Below are 18,980 nucleotides of genomic sequence, written 5' to 3'. Positions count from 1 at the left end.
ATTCACATGTCATTGTTGGAAATCAAGAATCTCAACGTTCGCTTCGGCGACAAGACCGCTACGCCGGTCGTCGACGGTCTCGACCTCAAAGTCGATAAGGGTGAAGTGCTGGCCATCGTTGGCGAGTCGGGTTCGGGTAAATCCGTAACCATGATGGCGCTGATGGGCCTGATCGAGCATCCCGGCATCGTCACCGCCGACTCGCTCAGCTTCGACGGCAAGGACATGCTCAAACTGAGCAATCGTCAGCGTCGGCAAATCGTCGGCAAAGACCTGTCGATGGTTTTCCAGGACCCGATGACCGCGCTGAACCCGAGCTACACCGTCGGTTTCCAGATCGAGGAAGTGCTGCGCCTGCACCTGAAAATGTCCGGCAAGCAAGCGCGCAAGCGTGCGATCGAACTGCTGGAAAAAGTTGAAATCCCGGGCGCTGCCAGCCGTATGGAGGCCTACCCGCATCAACTGTCTGGCGGTATGAGCCAACGTGTTGCGATCGCCATGGCGATTGCCGGCGAACCGAAACTGCTGATCGCCGACGAACCGACCACGGCACTCGACGTGACGATTCAGGCGCAGATCATGGACCTGCTGCTGGCGTTGCAGAAAGAGCAGAACATGGGGCTGGTGCTGATCACTCACGACCTCGCCGTCGTCGCGGAAACCGCCCAGCGCGTCTGCGTGATGTACGCCGGCCAGGCCGTGGAAGTCGGCCAGGTGCCGCAACTGTTCGACATCCCGGCGCACCCGTACAGCGAAGCGCTGCTCAAGGCGATTCCCGAGCACAGCCTCGGCGCCTCACGCCTGGCGACCTTGCCGGGCATCGTCCCGGGCCGCTACGACCGTCCGCAGGGCTGCCTGCTGTCGCCGCGCTGCCCGTATGTGCAGGAAAACTGCCGTACCCAGCGTCCGGGCCTTGATCCGAAAAGCAACAGCCTCGCCCGCTGCTTCTACCCGCTGAACCAGGAGGTGGCGTAATGGCCGTCGTACTTACCGCCCGCGACCTGACCCGTCACTACGAAGTCTCCCGTGGCCTGTTCAAGGGCCACGCGACCGTGCGCGCTCTCAACGGCGTGTCGTTCGAACTGGAAGCCGGCAAGACCCTCGCCGTCGTTGGTGAATCGGGTTGCGGCAAGTCCACCCTCGCCCGCGCATTGACTCTGATCGAAGAGCCGTCGTCCGGTTCGCTGCAGATCGCCGGCCAGGAAGTCGCCGGTGCCGACAAGGCCCAACGCAAGCAACTGCGCAAAGACGTGCAGATGGTGTTTCAGAGTCCGTACGCCTCGTTGAACCCTCGGCAGAAAGTCGGTGATCAACTGGCCGAGCCGCTGTTGATCAACACCAAGCTGTCGGCCACTGAACGTCGCGAGAAAGTCCAGGCGATGATGAAGCAGGTCGGCTTGCGTCCCGAGCACTACCAGCGTTATCCGCACATGTTCTCCGGCGGCCAACGCCAGCGTATCGCCCTGGCCCGGGCGATGATGCTGCAACCGAAAGTGCTGGTGGCGGATGAACCGACCTCGGCGCTGGACGTGTCGATTCAGGCGCAGGTGCTGAACCTGTTCATGGACCTGCAGCAGGAATTCAACACCGCGTACGTGTTTATCTCGCACAACCTCGCGGTGGTGCAGCATGTCGCCGATGACGTGATGGTGATGTACCTCGGTCGCCCGGTAGAACTCGGCCCGAAAAACGCCATCTACGAGCGCCCGCTGCACCCGTACACTCAGGCGCTGCTGTCGGCGACCCCGACCATTCACCCGGACCCGAACAAACCGAAAATCAAAATCGTCGGCGAACTGCCCAACCCGCTGAACCCGCCACCGGGCTGCGCCTTCCACAAACGCTGCCCGTACGCGACCGAGCGTTGCAGCACGGAAGAGCCGCTGCTGCGCGAGCTGGATAATCGGCAAGTGGCTTGCCACTACGCCGAGCAATTTCTCGACGGCGCGGCGTAAGCAAACCCTCAGGCGTACGCAAAACCCACTGTAGGAGTGAGCCTGCTCGCGATAGCGGTCATTCAGTCAACATTTTCAGCGACTGACACACCGCCATCGCGAGCAGGCTCACTCCTACAGGGGATTTGAGTTGATTCAGGGATTCATGCTTCAACCAGAACCCCTTCCACCTCGATTGCGCATCAGTCGAGGCAGAAGGGGTTTTCTTTCGCCGGTTATCTACGTCTGGCTATCGCCCTCATCACCCATATCGTCGGAATCCGGCTCATCGGTGGTCTCGTCGTTATCACCGGCACTGCCACCCTGCCCCTGATTCCCAGGCTCCGACTCGGACTTGGCGAGCATCACACCGCTGTGCCCGACTTGCCCATTAAACGCCTGCGAATCATGATCCTCGCACTCGGCCCAGGCCGTTGCGGTGCCGAGGGACAGCATCACCATTACTTTCAACAGCATCAAAACCCGTAGCAATCTGCTTTTCATGGCCCACTCCATCCTGTTGCGCTAAGACATGCTTGCCGGATTGGCTTCGCATGAAATCTAGTTGCGAACCGTCCGACTCACCACTTAGGACGCGAACGAGCAGGCAGAAATGCCATCGATGGACAGACTGCTTTCGAATAACGCCAATAACCGAAACAGCTAAGTGCCACGCGTGGCCTGCCAGGTCAGCGGGATGGAGATCAGCACCAACAGCGCACTCATCAGCCAGACACTGTGCCCGCCAAACTGACCATAGAGCTGACCGCTGAGCACCGGCGACAACAGCGCGCTGGCGCTCCAACTCATGAAGAACAACCCGAAGTACTGACCACTCTTGCCGCTCTGGGCAAACTGCATCGCCAGCACGTTCAATGGCGGCATGAACAACGCTTCGCCCAGCGTCCAGATCAGCGTCGACAAACAGACGAAAGCCAACCCGGAACCGAACGGCAACATGCCCAGCCCACAGGCCAACAGCACACTGCCGACGAGCATCTGCCAACGCGAGCCCCAGCGCTCGACCGAATGCGAGAGCGGGATCTGCAACGCGATCACCAGCAGCGCATTGAGCCCGAACTGCCAGCCGATCGCTTCGGTACTCAAGTGGAAGTAATCACGCAGATAATTGCCCAGCGTGCTGTAGACCGTGTCAAAAGCGATGCCCAATACGGCCGTCGCCGCCAGCAACCACAGGAACGGCTTGTCGCGATACGGCACGCTTGAGCCATCGACGGATTTTTCTTCAAGCACCAGCACTGGCCGCCGCCAAGTCGTACGCACAAACCACAGCAACGCCAGCATCGTCATCGCCGCACTGCCGAAAAATACCCAGCGAAAATCCGCCTGCGCCAACACCCCACCCGCCACCCCGGCAGCCGCCATGCCCAGATTGCGCGCGACCCGGCTCAGCGCCTGCGCTCGGGAACGTTGCGCGACCTCGCAATATTCCATGATCAAGCGTTGATGCAGCGTACGAATCGCCCCGTCTATAACACCGCTGAGCAACAACAGACCGCCGAGCCAGGGCACTTTCGTGACCAGCCCCAACAGCGTCAACACCCACACCGAAACGAAAAACAACCCCGCCGTCAGCCGCGCCGTGCGCACATGATCACTGAGCCAGCCGCCAAGCATCGAACCGACCAGCAACCCTGCGCCGTAGGCCGAGAGCAACCAGCCAACCGTCTCGATCGCCAGCCCCAACTCCTGACGCAGGTACAACGCCATGAACAGCTTGACCATCGCGCTGAGTCGATTGATGAACAACAGCGCGGCGAGGACCCAGGCCATGGGGGTGAAATAGCTTTTGAGGCGCAGCAGGTGATTCAGTCGGCTTGTCACTCCATTGACCTCTTCAAACGACTTGCGGGGAATGAACACTAACGGTCAGCATGCCAGTTGTCGTACCCAAGCACACCAAACCACAAAAAAAGGATTCGCCCTACAATCCGCTGGAGCGGCCGCAGGCTGCGAACTTTCGACTTTGCTTTTCAAAATCGCTGTCTTCAACAGCCGAGTCGGATTGAGTGCATCGAACAGAAATCGTCGGTCGCAAACCGCCTTCGCGAGCAGGCTCGCTCCCACAATTTGGATCGAGTACATCGGCTGGAAATAGGTCGACTGTCAGGCCGCCATCGCTGGCAAGCCAGCTCCCACAGGGACAGGGTGAATCTGGCAGAGACAGGTTGGCTATGAGGACGTCATCGCGAGCAGGCTCACTCCTACAATTTGAATCGAATACATCTGTGGGAAACGGGTCGGCTGTCAGGCCGCCTTCGCGAGCAGGCTCGCTCCCACAATTTGGATCGAGTACATCGGCTGGAAATAGGTCGACTGTCAGGTCGCCATCGCTGGCAAGCCAGCTCCCACAGGGACAGGGTGAATCTTGCAGAGACAGATTGGCTATGAGGACGTCATCGCGAGCAGGCTCACTCCCACAAAAAAGCAAAGCAGCGCAGCTGCCCGCGGCGAAGCCGCCCCACTCAACAATGAGCGTTAGCTCGAGTACCGCTCTTGATCTTGATCCACGGGCGACTTCGGAAGGCTGAGCGGAGGGATTGATCCGGGCGTGGGAGCGCAGCGACCGTTTGGCGAAGCCAAACACAGCGAGAGGAGGTGCAGCGAAGCAAACCGGAGACGCTGCGCCCGGATCGATCCCGCAGCGAAGGAACCCGAGCCTGCGAGGGCCGAACGCAGGAGCAAAGCCTTTTGGTTCCTTTTTGGCGTTTGAAAAAGGGACTCGCTGTAAGAGCGAAACCGCCAGCGGCAGCACCCGCAGCAACGGATTTCCCCCCAATCAACCCAAAGCCTGGTCGGCCCAGAGGCCGCCAAGACCAAAACCGGCAGCCCATAAAAAAGCCCCCAAGGCCTACACCTCAGGGGCTTTCAGAAAAACAACTCAAACCTTAATGATGTTCCCGCGTCGCACGGAATTTCACATCCGGCCAGCGCTCTTCCATCAACGCCAGATTCACCCGCGTCGGTGCGAGATAGGTCAAATGCCCCCCGCCATCCAGCGCCAGGTTCTCCACCGCCTTGTTGGAAAACTCCTCAAGCTTCTTCTTGTCGCTGCACTCGATCCAACGCGCGGAATACACAGTGATTGGCTCATACGAGCACTCAACCTTGTATTCCTCTTTCAAACGACTGGCGACCACATCGAACTGCAGCACACCGACGGCGCCGAGAATGATGTCGTTGCTGCGCTCCGGGAAGAACACCTGCGTCGCGCCCTCTTCGGCCAACTGCTGCAGACCCTGACGCAGTTGCTTGGACTTCAGCGGATCACGCAAACGCACGCGACGGAACAGTTCCGGGGCGAAGTGCGGGATGCCGGTGAAACTCAGCGCTTCGCCTTCGCTGAAGGTGTCACCGATCTGAATGGTGCCGTGGTTGTGCAAGCCGATAATGTCGCCGGCAAAAGCTTCTTCGAGCTGTTCACGCTCGGACGAGAAGAACGTCAGGGCATCGCCGATGCGCACGTCCTTGCCGGTGCGCACGTGGCGCATCTTCATGCCTTTCTCGTACTTGCCCGAGCAGATCCGCATGAAGGCGATGCGGTCGCGGTGTTTCGGGTCCATGTTCGCCTGGATCTTGAAGATGAAGCCCGAGAACTTCTCTTCCACCGGCTCGACGGTGCGCTCGTTGGCGACCCGGGCCAGCGGACGCGGTGCCCAATCGACGACTGCGTCAAGCACATGGTCGACACCAAAGTTGCCCAACGCAGTACCGAAGAACACCGGGGTCAGTTGACCGTCGAGGAATTCCTGTTGGTTGAACTCGTGGCAGGCGCCTTGCACCAGTTCCAGCTGTTCGATAAAGCGCTCGTACTCGTCGCCCAGGTGCGCGCGCGCCTCGTCCGAATCGAGCTTCTCGATGATCTTGGTTTCGGTACGTTCGTGACCGTGACCGGCGGTGTAGACAATGATGTAGTCATCGGCCAGGTGGTACACGCCCTTGAAGTCACGGTAGCAACCAATCGGCCAGGTGATCGGCGCGGCTTTGATCTTCAGGACGGCTTCGATTTCGTCGAGCAGTTCGATCGGGTCGCGGATGTCACGGTCGAGTTTGTTGATGAAGCTGACGATCGGCGTGTCACGCAGACGGCAGACATCCATCAGCGCAATGGTCCGTGGCTCTACACCTTTACCGCCATCGAGCACCATCAAGGCCGAGTCGACCGCCGTCAGGGTGCGGTAGGTGTCTTCGGAGAAGTCTTCGTGGCCCGGGGTGTCGAGCAGGTTGATCATGTGTTCGCGATAGGGGAACTGCATGACCGACGTGGTGATGGAAATACCCCGCTGCTTCTCCATCTCCATCCAGTCGGAGGTCGCATGGCGATCGGATTTACGGGATTTCACCGTACCGGCCACTGCAATCGCCTTGCCCATCAACAGGAGCTTTTCGGTGATCGTGGTTTTACCGGCATCGGGGTGGGAAATAATGGCGAAAGTGCGGCGTTTCGCGACTTCGGCGGCCTGTTGGGTCATGGGAAATCGCCTGGCGGTGATTCAAAAAAGGGCCGCGATTATAGCCCAACTCGCTGCAATAACCGAACCGTTGAGCACATTAAGGGTGGCCAAATGCTGCCGCAGATGGGAACCTTTTAACGCACGGAGACGTCCATCCCCTGTTACGAACTTTCGTCAGGGGCTGAAAAATCAGCAAGTTAGCCTGACGAGGCTGCGCTCATGGCTCGCTTTCACGCCGCTTGGCCGGTGCTGAAAAACAGCTACTTTTCGCGAATGACTTTCCCGGCAGCCAAGGCTTGGCTTGCCACTCGGGACTGCGTCCGCCGACTACAAAAAAAGGAGTCCGCCTGTGGCTATCCGCTATGGCAAAGGGCTAATGGGAGGTGCGGTGGTGATCGCGCTCCTGGCCCTGCTGGTCCACTGGATCGGCGTCAACACGATTGAGCACTACCGCGACGATTTGTTGTTTTACCTGCAAGCTCATCTGATTCTCGTCCTCGCTTCCATGCTGGCCGCCCTTGTCGTGGGCCTCCCCGCCGGCATCTTCCTCAGCCGCCCGACCATGGTCGGCCGCGCCGAACGCTTCATGCAGATCTTCAATATCGGCAACACCGTGCCACCGCTGGCCGTGCTCGCGATCGCGCTGGGCATCCTCGGCATCGGCAGTGGCCCAGCGATTTTCGCCCTGTTCCTCGCCTCCCTGCTGCCGATTGTGCGCAACACCTACGAAGGGCTGAAAAATGTCCAGGGATCGCTGAAAGAAGCGGCCGTCGGCATCGGCATGACCCCGCGTCAGGTGCTGTGGAAAGTCGAATTGCCCAACGCCGTGCCGATCATCGTCGGCGGCGTGCGTGTCGCACTGGCAATCAACGTCGGCACCGCACCGCTGGCGTTCCTGATCGGCGCCAACAGCCTTGGCAGCCTGATCTTCCCCGGCATCGCCCTGAACAATCAGCCGCAACTGCTGCTCGGCGCCGCGTGCACCGCGCTGTTGGCGTTGTTGCTCGATGGCGTGGTCACCCTCGCCAGCCGTCTCTGGCTGGAACGCGGTTTGCGCCCGTCTTAAGGCTTTTGCGAAGGAATATTTATGAAACGATTTAGCTTGCCTTTGGGATTGATAGCGGGCTGCGTCCTGCTGTTCGTAGGCATCGCCCAAGCCGCTGAAAAACCGCTCATTCGCCTCGGCGCCCGGGTGTTCACCGAACAGACCCTGCTCGCCGAAATCACCGCGCAGTACCTGCGCAGCAAAGGCTACGACGCGCAGATTACCGGCGGCCTGGGCAGCAACCTCGCCCGCAGCGCCCACGAAAGCGGGCAACTGGACCTGCTCTGGGAATACACCGGCGTGTCGCTGGTGGCCTACAACCATGTCACGGAAAAACTCGACAGCGCGCAGTCCTACGCCCGGGTCAAAGAACTCGACGCGAAAAAAGGCCTGATCTGGCTGACCCCGTCGAAGTTCAGCAACACCTACGCCCTTGCCCTGCCGAAAAAAGTCGCCGAGCAATATCCGCAGATCGGCAACATCAGCCAGCTCAACGAAGTGCTGCGCGCCGAGGCCAAGACCAATCACCTGGTGGCGCTGGACACCGAGTTCGCCAACCGCTCCGACGGTCTGATCGGCATGGTTGATCTCTACGGCATGAACCTGACCCGCAAGAACATCCGCCAGATGGACGCCGGCCTGGTCTACACCGCGCTGCGTAACGGCCAGGTGTTTGCCGGCCTGGTCTACACCACCGACGGTCGTCTCAATGCCTTCGGCCTGAAGTTGCTGGAAGACGACAAGCACTACTTCCCCGACTACACCGCAGCTCCCGTGGTACGTCAGGCCACGCTGGACGCCAACCCGAAACTGGCCGAACAACTGAAGCCGCTGGCCGAACTGTTCGATGACGAAACCATGCGCCAGCTGAACGCGCGGGTCGATGTTGATCATGAGAGCCCATCGTCCGTTGCCGCCGATTTCCTGCGCCAGCACCCACTGAATTAAGAGAGGAGAAGTCATGGAATTTCTAAACGCCTTTTCCCATCTCGACTGGCAGCAGGTACTGCACCTGACTTGGCAGCACATCACTCTGGTCGGCATCGCCGTGACTCTGGCGATCGTCATCGGCGTGCCGCTGGGCATTTTGATGACGCGCTTTCCCAGCCTCGCCGGTCCCTTGCAAGCCAGCGCCACAGTGCTGCTGACCGTGCCGTCGATTGCCCTGTTCGGCCTGCTGCTGCCGTTTTACTCCAAGTTCGGCCAAGGCCTCGGGCCGCTGCCGGCAATCACCGCCGTGTTCCTTTATTCGTTGCTGCCAATCATGCGCAACACCTACCTCGCCCTGACCGGCGTCGAGCCGGGCATCCGCGAAGCCGCACGCGGCATCGGCATGACCTTCGGCCAGCGCCTGCGCATGGTCGAACTGCCGATTGCGGTGCCGGTGATCCTCGCCGGCGTGCGCACCGCCGTGGTGATGAACATCGGCGTGATGACCATTGCCGCGACCATCGGTGCCGGCGGCCTCGGTGTGTTGATCCTCGCCTCCATCAGCCGCAGTGACATGTCGATGCTCATCGTCGGCGCGCTGCTGGTCAGTCTTCTGGCGATCTTCGCCGACCTGTTTCTCCAATGGCTGCAACGCTCGTTGACTCCAAAAGGACTCCTTAAATGATCGAACTTCAAAACCTCAGCAAGACTTTCCAAAGCAACGGCAAAGACGTCAAAGCCGTGGACTCGGTAAGCCTGACCGTCAATGAAGGCGAGATCTGCGTGTTCCTCGGGCCATCGGGTTGCGGCAAAAGCACCACGCTGAAAATGATCAACCGCCTGATCAAACCGACCTCGGGCAAGATCCTGATCAATGGCGAAGACACCACCGATCTCGACGAAGTGACCCTGCGCCGCAACATCGGCTACGTGATCCAGCAAATCGGTCTGTTCCCGAACATGACCATCGAAGAGAACATCGTCGTCGTGCCGAAACTGCTCGGCTGGGACAAACAGAAATGCCACGACCGCGCCCGCGAGCTGATGAGCATGATCAAGCTGGAACCCAAGCAGTATCTGCATCGCTACCCGCGTGAACTGTCCGGTGGTCAGCAACAGCGTATCGGTGTGATCCGCGCCCTCGCAGCCGATGCCCCGCTGCTGCTGATGGACGAGCCGTTCGGCGCCGTCGACCCGATCAACCGCGAGATGATCCAGAACGAGTTTTTCGAGATGCAGCGGGCGCTGAACAAGACGGTGATCATGGTCAGCCACGATATCGACGAGGCCATCAAGCTGGGCGACAAGATCGCGATTTTCCGCGCCGGTAAACTGCTGCAGATTGATCATCCCGACACCCTGCTCGCGCATCCGGCAGACGACTTCGTCAGCAACTTCGTCGGTCAGGACAGCACGCTCAAGCGCCTTCTGCTGGTGAAGGCGGAAGACGCGGCGGACAACGCGCCGTCGGTCAGCCCGGAAACGCCGGTTGCCGATGCGCTGGAATTGATGGATGAGCACGATCGCCGCTATGTGGTGGTCACCTGCGCCGAGAACAAGGCGCTGGGTTACGTGCGCCGTCGCGACCTGCACCGCCAGACCGGCACCTGCGCGCAATTCCTGCGCGAGTTCAACGCCACGGCGGCGTACGACGAGCACCTGCGCATCCTGTTGTCGCGCATGTACGAGTTCAACCGTTCCTGGCTGCCGGTGATGGATGCCGAGCGGGTGTTCCTTGGCGAGGTGACGCAGGAGTCGATTGCGGCGTACCTGAGCTCGGGGCGTTCGCGGGGGATGAAAACCAATATCGTCTCGCCGGCTGAGGCGGTGGTCGCGTAACCCACTGTGGCGAGGGAGCTTGCTCCCGCTGGGTCGCGCAGCGGCCCTACCTTGAAAAAGAACGCGAGGACTGCTTCGCAGCCCAGCGGGAGCAAGCTCCCTCGCCACAGGTTTTGGTTTTTTTCAAAGGCTGGAAAAAAATATCAACACTACGGTGCCCTCCGACCGTGCGAAGCCTTGCGCCACACCAGCCAAATGCGCCTCCACGTCCAACTCTCGTTGCCAACATCGCCGATGTTGCCGCTATCACACTTATCAGCAACTTGGCTGGCAACAGCCCTGAACGTGCAGGCATATTTAACACCGGCAAATTCCCCGGGAACATCTGTCCGTCATCTCGGTCGGCTACAAAGAGTGATATCCGCGACGCACGTCAGAAGCGTGCAGAAACGCGACATTTTTAGTTGATCTCAGGCCCCTCACGCCCTAAAGTTCGCGCCGAACGTCCATGCTGGAAACGATCCATCCGGCTCAAGTACTGACGACGAGACAGCAAGGCCAAGGGAAGCTTCATTCCCGTGGCCTTTTTGCTTTCGGCGACATGCCTTGGGAAGTAGGCGAACCAAAGTGGGGATACGGAGGGCGTTCATTTGCACCCATTGTTTTTTAGAGTTTGCCCATAGGAGCTCCCAGCATGTCGATCAACGTCGAAGATTATTTCGCGCGCGCCACTTTTGACAAAATGAAGGCGTTCGCCGACAAACAGGAAACCCCGTTCGTGGTGATCGATACCGCGATGATCGCCCAGGCCTACGATGACCTGCGCGCCGGTTTCGAATTCGCCAAGGTCTACTACGCGGTCAAGGCCAACCCGGCCGTCGAGATCATCGACCTGCTCAAAGACAAAGGTTCGAGCTTCGACATCGCCTCGATCTACGAGCTGGACAAAGTGATGGATCGCGGCGTCAGCGCTGACCGTATCAGCTACGGCAACACCATCAAGAAGTCCAAGGACATCCGCTACTTCTATGAGAAGGGCGTGCGTCTGTTCTCCACCGACTCCGAAGCCGACCTGCGTAACATCGCCAAGGCGGCACCGGGTTCGAAAGTCTACGTGCGCATCCTCACCGAAGGCTCGACCACCGCTGACTGGCCGCTGTCGCGCAAGTTCGGTTGCCAGACCGACATGGCCATGGACCTGCTGATCCTCGCCCGCGACCTGGGCCTGGTGCCGTACGGCATCTCGTTCCACGTCGGCTCGCAACAGCGCGACATCAGCGTCTGGGACGCGGCGATCGCCAAGGTCAAAGTGATCTTCGAGCGCTTGAAAGAAGAAGACGGCATCCACCTGAAGCTGATCAACATGGGCGGTGGCTTCCCGGCCAACTACATCACCCGCACCAACAGCCTGGAAACCTACGCCGAGGAAATCATCCGCTTCCTCAAAGAAGACTTCGGTGATGACCTGCCGGAGATCATTCTGGAGCCGGGCCGTTCGCTGATCGCCAACGCCGGTATTCTGGTCAGCGAAGTGGTGCTGGTTGCGCGTAAGTCGCGCACCGCCGTCGAGCGCTGGGTGTATACCGATGTGGGCAAGTTCTCCGGCCTGATCGAAACCATGGACGAAGCGATCAAGTTCCCGATCTGGACCGAGAAGAAAGGCGAGATGGAAGAAGTCGTGATCGCCGGCCCGACCTGCGACAGCGCCGACATCATGTACGAGAACTACAAGTACGGCTTGCCGCTGAACCTGGCGATCGGTGATCGTCTGTACTGGTTGTCGACCGGTGCGTACACCACCAGTTACAGCGCGGTCGAGTTCAACGGGTTTCCGCCGTTGAAGTCGTTTTACGTTTAAGGAGCAGCTTCGAGCTTCGAGCTTCAAGCTGTTAGCTGCAAGACAAAAGCCCATGACGTGTCATGGGCTTTTTTGTATGTGATAGACACATGAAGATCCCTTTGTGGGAGCGGGCTTGCTCGCGAAAGCGTCGTGTCAGTCAGCATCGTCTGCAATGACCCAGCGCCTTCGCGAGCAAGCCCGCTCCCACAGGGTTATGCGGTGCGGCTCAGTTCATCTGCACGCAACTGATATCGGGTCGCCAGGGCTTGGATCATCGGATCTGTCGCATCAGCGAGCGTCTGGCTAGATACTCGCATGAAATTCAGATTACCGCCGGCCAGGGCCTTCTCAAGCCAGAGAATGGCCTCATCGATACTTCCCTCGCCCGCCAACACCGCGGCATAACTGAACTGCCCACGAAAATCCCCAGCCTCAGCCGAGCGCCGATACCAGTCGCGCGCCGCAGCAGGATCGGCCGGACACACTTGCCCTTCCTCCAGATAGCGCCCGAGCAGATTCATCGATTTCGCATGGCCCAACTCAGCCGCGCGCCGATACAGCGCCAGCGCCTGGCGATGATCCACCGCCACACCGCGCCCGGTCGCGAGCAGATTGGCGAGGTTGTACATCGCCCAATCCAGCCCGGCCTGCGCGGCGATTCGATAATGCTGCGCGGCAACCGAGGCATCCGCCGCGCAACCCCAGCCATGCTCATGACAGCGCCCAAGCATGTTGCGCGCCATCAGATGCCCGCGTCCGGCGGCGATGCCGAACCAGCGCAGTGCCAAGGGTTGATCCTGTGCGATCCCATGGCCGTCGAGCAGAATCTGTCCAAGCAACGCCTGCGCTTCCACTTCGCCCTCGCCCGCCGCGAGCAAAATCGCCTGCGCGGCGCGGGCGGGACTTTCTTCAAGCATCGCCGCCAACCCCGCGGCATCGAGGATTTCTTCGCGGCGTAATTGGAAACTCATACCTCGACCCAACGCCGTAGCAGGTTGTGATACGTGCCGGTCAGGCGAATCAACGAAGGGTGATCGGGAACGTCATGCGTCAGCTGCTGAATTGCACCGTCCATCTCGAACAGCAATGCGCGTTGGCTGTCTTCGCGCACCAGGCTCTGCGTCCAGAAAAACGAGGCATAACGCGCGCCACGGGTGACGGCGTTGACCTTGTGCAAACTGGTGCCGGGGTACAACACCATGTCGCCAGCCGGCAGCTTCACCCGTTGCGTACCGTAGGTGTCCTGAATTTCCAGCTCACCGCCGTCGTAATCCTCCGGCTCGCTGAAAAACAGTGTCGCCGACAGGTCAGTGCGCACCCGCTCGATGCTGCCCTTGGGCTGGCGCACGGCGTTGTCGATATGGAAATCGAAACTGCCCCCCGCGGTGTAACAGTTGACTAACGGCGGAAACACTTTGTGCGGCAGCGCGGCAGACATGAAAAGCGGATTCTTCCAAAGCCGCTCAAGCATCGCCGCGCCGATCTCCTTGGCCAGTGGATGGCCTTCAGGCAGTTGCAGGTTGTGCTTGGCCTTCGCCGATTGAAAGCCCGCAGTGATTTTGCCATCGGCCCAATCCGCCTGCTCCAGAGCCTGGCGAATGCGCTGCACCTCTTCTTTTGCGAACAGTCCGGGGATGTGCAGCAGCATGGCAATGTCACCTGATAGCAAAGAGTCGCCAATGGTATTGATTCTTATTGGCTGTGTAAAACCCGGGAGACGAACGAAAGGGCAAAAACCGTAAGGTGAAATTGTAAAGAATGTAAATTCAGTGCAGTTAGCAATGTTTCGCAATTGATACGAATACCTGTTTACCCTATATTCCGCCGCCTCAAATCCTTGGGGAGGGGAATAAAAATGGCACGTCTACACGCTCAATTACCGGTCAGTTCACCACGTCTGCTCGCTTCTGCGATCGGTGTGGCAATCACCGCCGGCTCCGCTGGCCAGATGGTATTCGCTGCGGAAAAAACCGAGAGCAAAGCCTCCGGCAATGCCATCGCCCTGGACGCTACCGCCATCACCGGCGAAGCTCAGGACCCGACGTCCTATCAGGTCGAAAAAGCCTCCTCGCCCAAGTACACCGCCCCGCTGGTCGACACGCCGCGCTCGGTCACTGTGATTCCACAACAGGTGCTCAAAGACACCGGCGCCCTGAACATGCAGGACGCGCTGCGCACCGTGCCAGGCATCACTTTCGGCGCCGGTGAAGGCGGCAACCCACAGGGCGACCGTCCGTTCATCCGTGGTTTCGATGCCCAGGGCGACACCTATCTGGATGGCGTGCGCGACACCGGTGCGCAGAGCCGCGAGATCTTCGCCGTTGAAAACATCGAAGTCAGCAAAGGCCCGAACTCGGCCATTGGCGGCCGTGGCGCGGCGGGCGGCAGCATCAACCTGGTGAGCAAGAAAGCCCACCTGGGCAACTCGTTCGACGGCGGCTTCACCTACGGCTCCGATCAGACCCAGCGCTACACCCTCGACGGCAATTATCAGTTCAGTGACAGCGCTGCCGGCCGCCTCAACCTGATGAGCCACGAGAGCAACGTCGCCGGTCGCGACAAGGTCGACTACGACCGCTGGGGTATCGCGCCGTCCCTGGCGTTCGGCCTGGGCACCGACACCCGCGTCAACCTCGATTACTACCATCTGGAAAGCAACGACACCCCGGATTCTGGCATTCCGTATACGCTGTCGAACCCGCGCACCAAGTCCAATCCGGACAAGCCGTACGCCGGCGGTGACCATGAGAACTTCTACGGTCTGGACCGCGACTTCCGCAAGGGCCGCACCGACACCGCGACGTTCGCCATCGAGCATGACCTGAACGACGCGCTGACCATCAAGAACACCCTGCGCCACGGCACCAGCATGCAGGATTACATCCTCACTCAGCCGGACGACAGCAAGGGCAACGTCAACAACGGCAGCGTCTGGCGTCGCGCCAATACTCGGGTGAGCAACACCGAGACCACCACCAACCAGACCGACCTGTTCGGCACCTTCTACGTGGCCGGCTTCAAAAACAGCTTCTCCACCGGTGTCGAATACACCCGCGAGCAGAGCGAGAAATCCTCGTACAACGTCAACACTGACACCACGCCGCGCACCGGCGCTGTGACCACCAACTGCAACCCGGGCCTGATCGGCGCGCCGAGCGGTTACAACTGCACCTCGCTGTCGAACCCGAACCCGAACGATCCGTGGAACGGTGCGATCTCGCGCAACTACGCCGGCACCGACACTCAGGCCGACACTTACGCGCTGTACGTGTTCGACACGCTGGAGTTGTCCGAGCAGTGGCTGGTGAACATGGGCCTGCGTTACGACCACTTCGACACCGATTACAAAACCTACAACGCCGCCGGCCGCACCACCTCCAAGGGCGATGACACCAGCGAATTCGTCACCGGTCAGTTCGGCGTGGTCTACAAGCCGGCGGAAAACGGCAGCATCTATGCCTCCTACGCCACCTCGGCGACCCCGCCGGGCAACACCCTCGGCGAAGGCCAGGAAGGCAACCCGTTGGGCGGTACACCGGATCGCAGCGGCAACCTGCTGAGCAGCGACATGGAGCCGGAAACCACCAAGAACTACGAGATCGGCACCAAGTGGGATCTGCTCAACGATCGCCTGTCGCTGACCGCCGACATCTTCCGCACCGAGAAAGAAAACGCCCGCGTGCAGGTCGATACCAGCTCGTACGAGAACGCCGGCAAGACCCGCGTGCAGGGCTTCGAACTGTCGGCCAGCGGCAAGCTCACCGATAAATGGCAGGTGTTCGCCGGTTACGCGTTCATGGACAGCGAGCAGGTTGATGGTGGCCCGTTCGGTCGCGCCAACGACGGCAACGACCTGCCGAACACACCGAAAAACAGCGCCAGCCTGTGGACCACGTATCAGGTCACGCCGAAGCTGACCATCGGTGGTGGCGCGTTCTATGTCGACGACGTCTACGGCAGTACGGCAAACACCACCATGGTCGACTCGTATGTGCGTTACGACGCAATGGCAGCCTACAAGCTGACCAAGAACGTCGATCTGCAACTCAACGTGCAAAACCTGACCGACGAAACCTATTACGACAAAGCCTTCTCGACCCACTTCGCCAACCAGGCGGCGGGACGGACGGCGCTGTTGAGCACCAATTTCCACTTCTGACTTCGGTGGAAACCTGTAGGAGTGAGCCTGCTCGCGATTGCGGTGTATCAGTCAGCATCTATTCATCTGACAGATAGCTATCGCGAGCAGGCTCACTCCTACAAGGGATACGCCGTATGGCTCGGCCCCGTTCATTCAATTGGACGGGGCTTTTGTGCGTAAGAAAGAACGCTTCTCGATAACCCACGGCATAATGCGCGCCGTGATGACAATTTCCGAACGGACGGCGAGTGACGTGTTGAAGAAAACCCTGTTCCAGTTGCACTGGTTTTTTGGCATCACCGCAGGCCTGGTGCTGGCCCTGATGGGCATCACCGGCGCGGCCTATTCCTTTCAGGACGAAATCCTGCGGGCGCTCAATCCGTCAGTGCTGCAGGTGGAAAAACAGGTCGCCGGGGTCCTGCCACCGGTTGAACTGGTAGAACGCATCGAAGCCGCATCCGGCAAAAAAGTCGCGATGCTCTGGGTCGAGACCGACAGCGGCCACGCCGCGCGGGTGTTCTTCACCCCGCCCAAGGGTGAACGGCGTGGCGAGATGCGCTACTTCGATCCGTACACCGCCGAGTTCAAGGGCGACGCCACCGGCCAGGACTTTTTCGGCTTGATGCTGCAACTGCACCGCTTTCTTGCGATGGGTGATACCGGGCGCAACATCACCGGCGCCTGCACCCTGATGCTGCTGTTCTTTTGCCTTTCCGGTTTGTATCTGCGTTGGCCACGTCAGTGGAACAGCTGGCGCGTGTGGCTGACCCTGGATTGGAAAAAGAAGGGTCGCGCGTTCAATTGGGACCTGCATTCGGTGGCCGGTACCTGGTGTCTGCTGGTGTATCTGCTGCTGGCATTGACCGGGTTGTCATGGTCGTACGAGTGGTACAACAAGGGCCTGACCCGGCTGCTTTCCGACGCGCCGCAAAATGAGCGCGTGCGCGGCGGTCGCGGCCCGGCGCCGGAAGGCCCGGCGCCGACGGCCGACTACGCAGCGATGTGGAGCAGCATCTACAGCGCCGCCGGCCCCGGCCTGGCCGCGTACAACATTCGCATGCCGGCGGTGGCCGGCCAACCGGCGACGGTGTTCTACCTGCTCGACAGCTCACCGCATGACCGCGCGTTGAACCAGATCACCCTCGACCCGGCAACCGGCGTGGTAAAACGCGTCGACCGCTACGCCGATAAAAGCTTCAAGGCACAACTGCTGACCAGCATTTATGCGCTGCACGTCGGCAGCTATTTCGGTCTGGTCGGACGCATCATCGTCACGCTGGCAGCGGTGTGCATGCCGCTGTTCTTCATCACCGGCTGGCTGCTGTATCTCGACCGTCGGCGCAAGAAAAAGCACATCAAGGACGCACGAAAAGGTCTTGAACAACCGGCCAGCGAGGCTTCGGCGTGGCTGATCGGCTTCGCCAGCCAGAGCGGTTTCGCCGAGCAACTGGCGTGGCAGACCGCCGGCCAATTGCAGGCCGCCGGTCTGCCGGTGAAGGTGCAGCCGCTGGCCAATGTCAGCGAGCAGGATTTGCGTGATTCGAGCAACGCCTTGTTTGTGGTCAGCACCTTCGGTGACGGCGAAGCGCCGGACAGCGCCCGCGGTTTTGAGCGCAAGGTTCTCGGTAAGGCCTCTGCGCTCGACAGCCTGAATTATGCGGTGCTGGGTCTTGGCGATCGCCAGTATCAGCACTTCTGCGGCTTCGCCAAACGCCTGCACCAGTGGCTGAGCGAACACGGGGGCAAGTCGTTGTTTGCTCCGGTGGAAGTCGACAGCGGCGATCCCTACGCCCTGCGCCACTGGCAAACTCAACTCGGCCAGCTCACCGGGCAAGCACCGGCCGAAACCTGGCAGGCGCCGAGCTACGCCAACTGGACGCTGCTGCGCCGCGAACTGATGAACCCCGACAGCAGCGGTGCGCCGGTTTATCTGCTGGCTCTCAAAGCGCCGGACACCAGCAGTTGGCTGGCCGGCGATCTGGTCGAAGTGCTGCCGCGCAACTGCCCGTGGGCCATCGAACATTTCCTCGACGGCCTCGGCATCCGAGGCGAGACCATCGTCAAGGTCAACGGCCTCGACGAGCCGCTGGAAGTAGCTCTGGCCTCGCGCCAGCTACCGGAACACCGCGCGCACCTGGTCGGCCTGCATGCGCAAGCGCTGGTCGATGCGATGGTGCCGCTGGCCATGCGCGAATATTCGATCGCCTCAATCGCCGCCGATGGCGTGCTGGAGCTGATCGTGCGCCAGGAACAGCACAGCGACGGCAGCCTCGGCGTCGGCTCCGGCTGGCTCACCGAGCATGCGCCAGTGGGCGGCAGTATCAGCCTGCGCGTGCGACGCAACAGTGGTTTCCATCTACCGAACGAGCCGCTGCCGATGATTCTGCTGGGCAACGGCACCGGTCTGGCGGGTTTGCGCAGCTTGCTCAAGGCACGCATTGCCGACGGCCAGCAGCGCCAGTGGCTGCTGTTTGGCGAGCGCAATCGCGAACACGATTTCCTCTGCCGCGCCGAACTGGAGGAATGGTTGATCAACGGTGATCTGGCACGGCTGGACCTGGCGTTCTCGCGGGATCAGGCCGAGAAGGTTTATGTGCAGGATCGCTTGCGTGAGTTGGCGGATGAATTGAAGCAATGGCTGGCTGATGGTGCCGTCATCTATATCTGCGGCAGCCTTCAGGGAATGGCTTCTGGCGTTGATCAAGCGCTAAATGACATCCTTGGCAGCGCCGAAGTCCAGAGTCTGATCGAACAGGGCCGCTATCGCCGCGATGTTTACTGACATTTTTCACACCCAAATGTGGGAGCGAGCTTGCTCGCGAAGGGGTCGTGTCAG

14 protein-coding genes are annotated in these 18,980 nt (G+C 60.2%); 9 read left to right on the top strand and 5 right to left on the bottom strand.

Annotation, left to right across the window (positions count from 1 at the left end; translation table 11 throughout):
* The first annotated feature begins 6 nt into the window (after nucleotides 1-6).
* A complete protein-coding gene (locus tag HU743_RS14905) occupies nucleotides 7-975 on the top strand; it encodes an ABC transporter ATP-binding protein (protein ID WP_186649439.1) in 969 nt (322 codons plus the stop codon).
* On the top strand, nucleotides 975-1,955 hold the full coding sequence (locus HU743_RS14900) for a peptide ABC transporter ATP-binding protein (protein WP_186618661.1): 981 nt from the start codon (nucleotides 975-977) through the stop codon (nucleotides 1,953-1,955). The genes HU743_RS14905 and HU743_RS14900 overlap by 1 nt, the downstream gene beginning before the upstream one ends.
* A gap of 219 nt (nucleotides 1,956-2,174) precedes the next feature.
* Here the strand turns inward: HU743_RS14900 and HU743_RS14895 are convergent, their stop codons facing one another.
* The 3 genes from HU743_RS14895 to HU743_RS14885 all read right to left on the bottom strand — a co-directional run bounded on the left by HU743_RS14895 (nucleotide 2,175) and on the right by HU743_RS14885 (nucleotide 6,427).
* Entirely contained in the window at nucleotides 2,175-2,438 is a 264-nt protein-coding gene (locus HU743_RS14895; protein ID WP_186649437.1) for a hypothetical protein, read from the bottom strand.
* A 159-nt stretch (nucleotides 2,439-2,597) separates the two neighbouring features.
* Nucleotides 2,598-3,779, bottom strand: coding sequence for an MFS transporter (locus HU743_RS14890; RefSeq protein WP_186649435.1), 1,182 nt, complete (start codon nucleotides 3,777-3,779; stop codon nucleotides 2,598-2,600).
* A 1,064-nt stretch (nucleotides 3,780-4,843) separates the two neighbouring features.
* Entirely contained in the window at nucleotides 4,844-6,427 is a 1,584-nt protein-coding gene (locus tag HU743_RS14885; RefSeq protein WP_186618658.1) for a peptide chain release factor 3, read from the bottom strand.
* Nucleotides 6,428-6,785: 358 nt separating this feature from the next.
* On the opposite strand from HU743_RS14885, the gene HU743_RS14880 reads away from it, so the two are divergent.
* The 5 genes from HU743_RS14880 (at nucleotide 6,786) to HU743_RS14860 (ending at nucleotide 12,021) form a co-directional block, all read left to right on the top strand.
* Entirely contained in the window at nucleotides 6,786-7,475 is a 690-nt protein-coding gene (locus tag HU743_RS14880) for an ABC transporter permease (protein ID WP_186547380.1), read from the top strand.
* Nucleotides 7,476-7,496: 21 nt separating this feature from the next.
* A complete protein-coding gene (locus HU743_RS14875) occupies nucleotides 7,497-8,402 on the top strand; it encodes a glycine betaine ABC transporter substrate-binding protein (protein WP_186649433.1) in 906 nt (301 codons plus the stop codon).
* Nucleotides 8,403-8,415: 13 nt separating this feature from the next.
* Nucleotides 8,416-9,069 (top strand): ABC transporter permease, encoded by a 654-nt coding sequence (locus HU743_RS14870; protein WP_186649431.1) that lies wholly within the window; start codon nucleotides 8,416-8,418, stop codon nucleotides 9,067-9,069.
* Nucleotides 9,066-10,223, top strand: a complete 1,158-nt coding sequence (locus tag HU743_RS14865) for an ABC transporter ATP-binding protein (protein ID WP_047291222.1) — start codon at nucleotides 9,066-9,068, stop codon at nucleotides 10,221-10,223. The genes HU743_RS14870 and HU743_RS14865 overlap by 4 nt, the downstream gene beginning before the upstream one ends.
* 634 nt (nucleotides 10,224-10,857) lie before the next feature.
* Nucleotides 10,858-12,021 (top strand): type III PLP-dependent enzyme, encoded by a 1,164-nt coding sequence (locus tag HU743_RS14860; protein ID WP_186618655.1) that lies wholly within the window; start codon nucleotides 10,858-10,860, stop codon nucleotides 12,019-12,021.
* A gap of 194 nt (nucleotides 12,022-12,215) precedes the next feature.
* On the opposite strand, the gene HU743_RS14855 is transcribed toward HU743_RS14860, so the two are convergent.
* Both HU743_RS14855 and HU743_RS14850 read right to left on the bottom strand, forming a co-directional pair.
* Entirely contained in the window at nucleotides 12,216-12,974 is a 759-nt protein-coding gene (locus tag HU743_RS14855) for a tetratricopeptide repeat protein (protein ID WP_186649429.1), read from the bottom strand.
* Entirely contained in the window at nucleotides 12,971-13,651 is a 681-nt protein-coding gene (locus tag HU743_RS14850) for a Fe2+-dependent dioxygenase (RefSeq protein WP_186649427.1), read from the bottom strand. The genes HU743_RS14855 and HU743_RS14850 overlap by 4 nt, the downstream gene beginning before the upstream one ends.
* A 207-nt stretch (nucleotides 13,652-13,858) precedes the next feature.
* Between HU743_RS14850 and HU743_RS14845 the strand changes: the two genes are divergently transcribed.
* Together HU743_RS14845 and HU743_RS14840 are read left to right on the top strand one after the other, a co-directional pair.
* Nucleotides 13,859-16,162 (top strand): TonB-dependent siderophore receptor, encoded by a 2,304-nt coding sequence (locus tag HU743_RS14845; RefSeq protein WP_186630978.1) that lies wholly within the window; start codon nucleotides 13,859-13,861, stop codon nucleotides 16,160-16,162.
* Nucleotides 16,163-16,397: 235 nt separating this feature from the next.
* Complete coding sequence (locus HU743_RS14840; RefSeq protein WP_186649493.1) at nucleotides 16,398-18,926, top strand: PepSY domain-containing protein; 2,529 nt, start codon at nucleotides 16,398-16,400, stop codon at nucleotides 18,924-18,926.
* The last annotated feature ends 54 nt before the right edge of the window (nucleotides 18,927-18,980 follow it).

Source organism: Pseudomonas sp. SWRI99 (genome assembly GCF_014270125.1).
Classification (GTDB): Bacteria; Pseudomonadota; Gammaproteobacteria; order Pseudomonadales; family Pseudomonadaceae; genus Aquipseudomonas; species Aquipseudomonas hamedanensis.
Note: the sequence above shows the minus strand (reverse complement) of the source record. Positions and strands in the feature narration are given on the sequence as shown.

Excerpts from the sequence above, each read along its gene's own strand:
- HU743_RS14905 (WP_186649439.1), top strand. The coding sequence starts at position 7 with ATGTCATTGTTGGAAATCAAGAATCTCAACGTTCGCTTCGGCGACAAG.
- HU743_RS14900 (WP_186618661.1), top strand. The coding sequence starts at position 975 with ATGGCCGTCGTACTTACCGCCCGCGACCTGACCCGTCACTACGAAGTC.
- HU743_RS14895 (WP_186649437.1), bottom strand. The coding sequence starts at position 2,438 with ATGAAAAGCAGATTGCTACGGGTTTTGATGCTGTTGAAAGTAATGGTG.
- HU743_RS14885 (WP_186618658.1), bottom strand. The coding sequence starts at position 6,427 with ATGACCCAACAGGCCGCCGAAGTCGCGAAACGCCGCACTTTCGCCATT.
- HU743_RS14880 (WP_186547380.1), top strand. The coding sequence starts at position 6,786 with ATGGGAGGTGCGGTGGTGATCGCGCTCCTGGCCCTGCTGGTCCACTGG.
- HU743_RS14875 (WP_186649433.1), top strand. The coding sequence starts at position 7,497 with ATGAAACGATTTAGCTTGCCTTTGGGATTGATAGCGGGCTGCGTCCTG.
- HU743_RS14870 (WP_186649431.1), top strand. The coding sequence starts at position 8,416 with ATGGAATTTCTAAACGCCTTTTCCCATCTCGACTGGCAGCAGGTACTG.
- HU743_RS14865 (WP_047291222.1), top strand. The coding sequence starts at position 9,066 with ATGATCGAACTTCAAAACCTCAGCAAGACTTTCCAAAGCAACGGCAAA.
- HU743_RS14860 (WP_186618655.1), top strand. The coding sequence starts at position 10,858 with ATGTCGATCAACGTCGAAGATTATTTCGCGCGCGCCACTTTTGACAAA.
- HU743_RS14855 (WP_186649429.1), bottom strand. The coding sequence starts at position 12,974 with ATGAGTTTCCAATTACGCCGCGAAGAAATCCTCGATGCCGCGGGGTTG.
- HU743_RS14850 (WP_186649427.1), bottom strand. The coding sequence starts at position 13,651 with ATGCTGCTGCACATCCCCGGACTGTTCGCAAAAGAAGAGGTGCAGCGC.
- HU743_RS14845 (WP_186630978.1), top strand. The coding sequence starts at position 13,859 with ATGGCACGTCTACACGCTCAATTACCGGTCAGTTCACCACGTCTGCTC.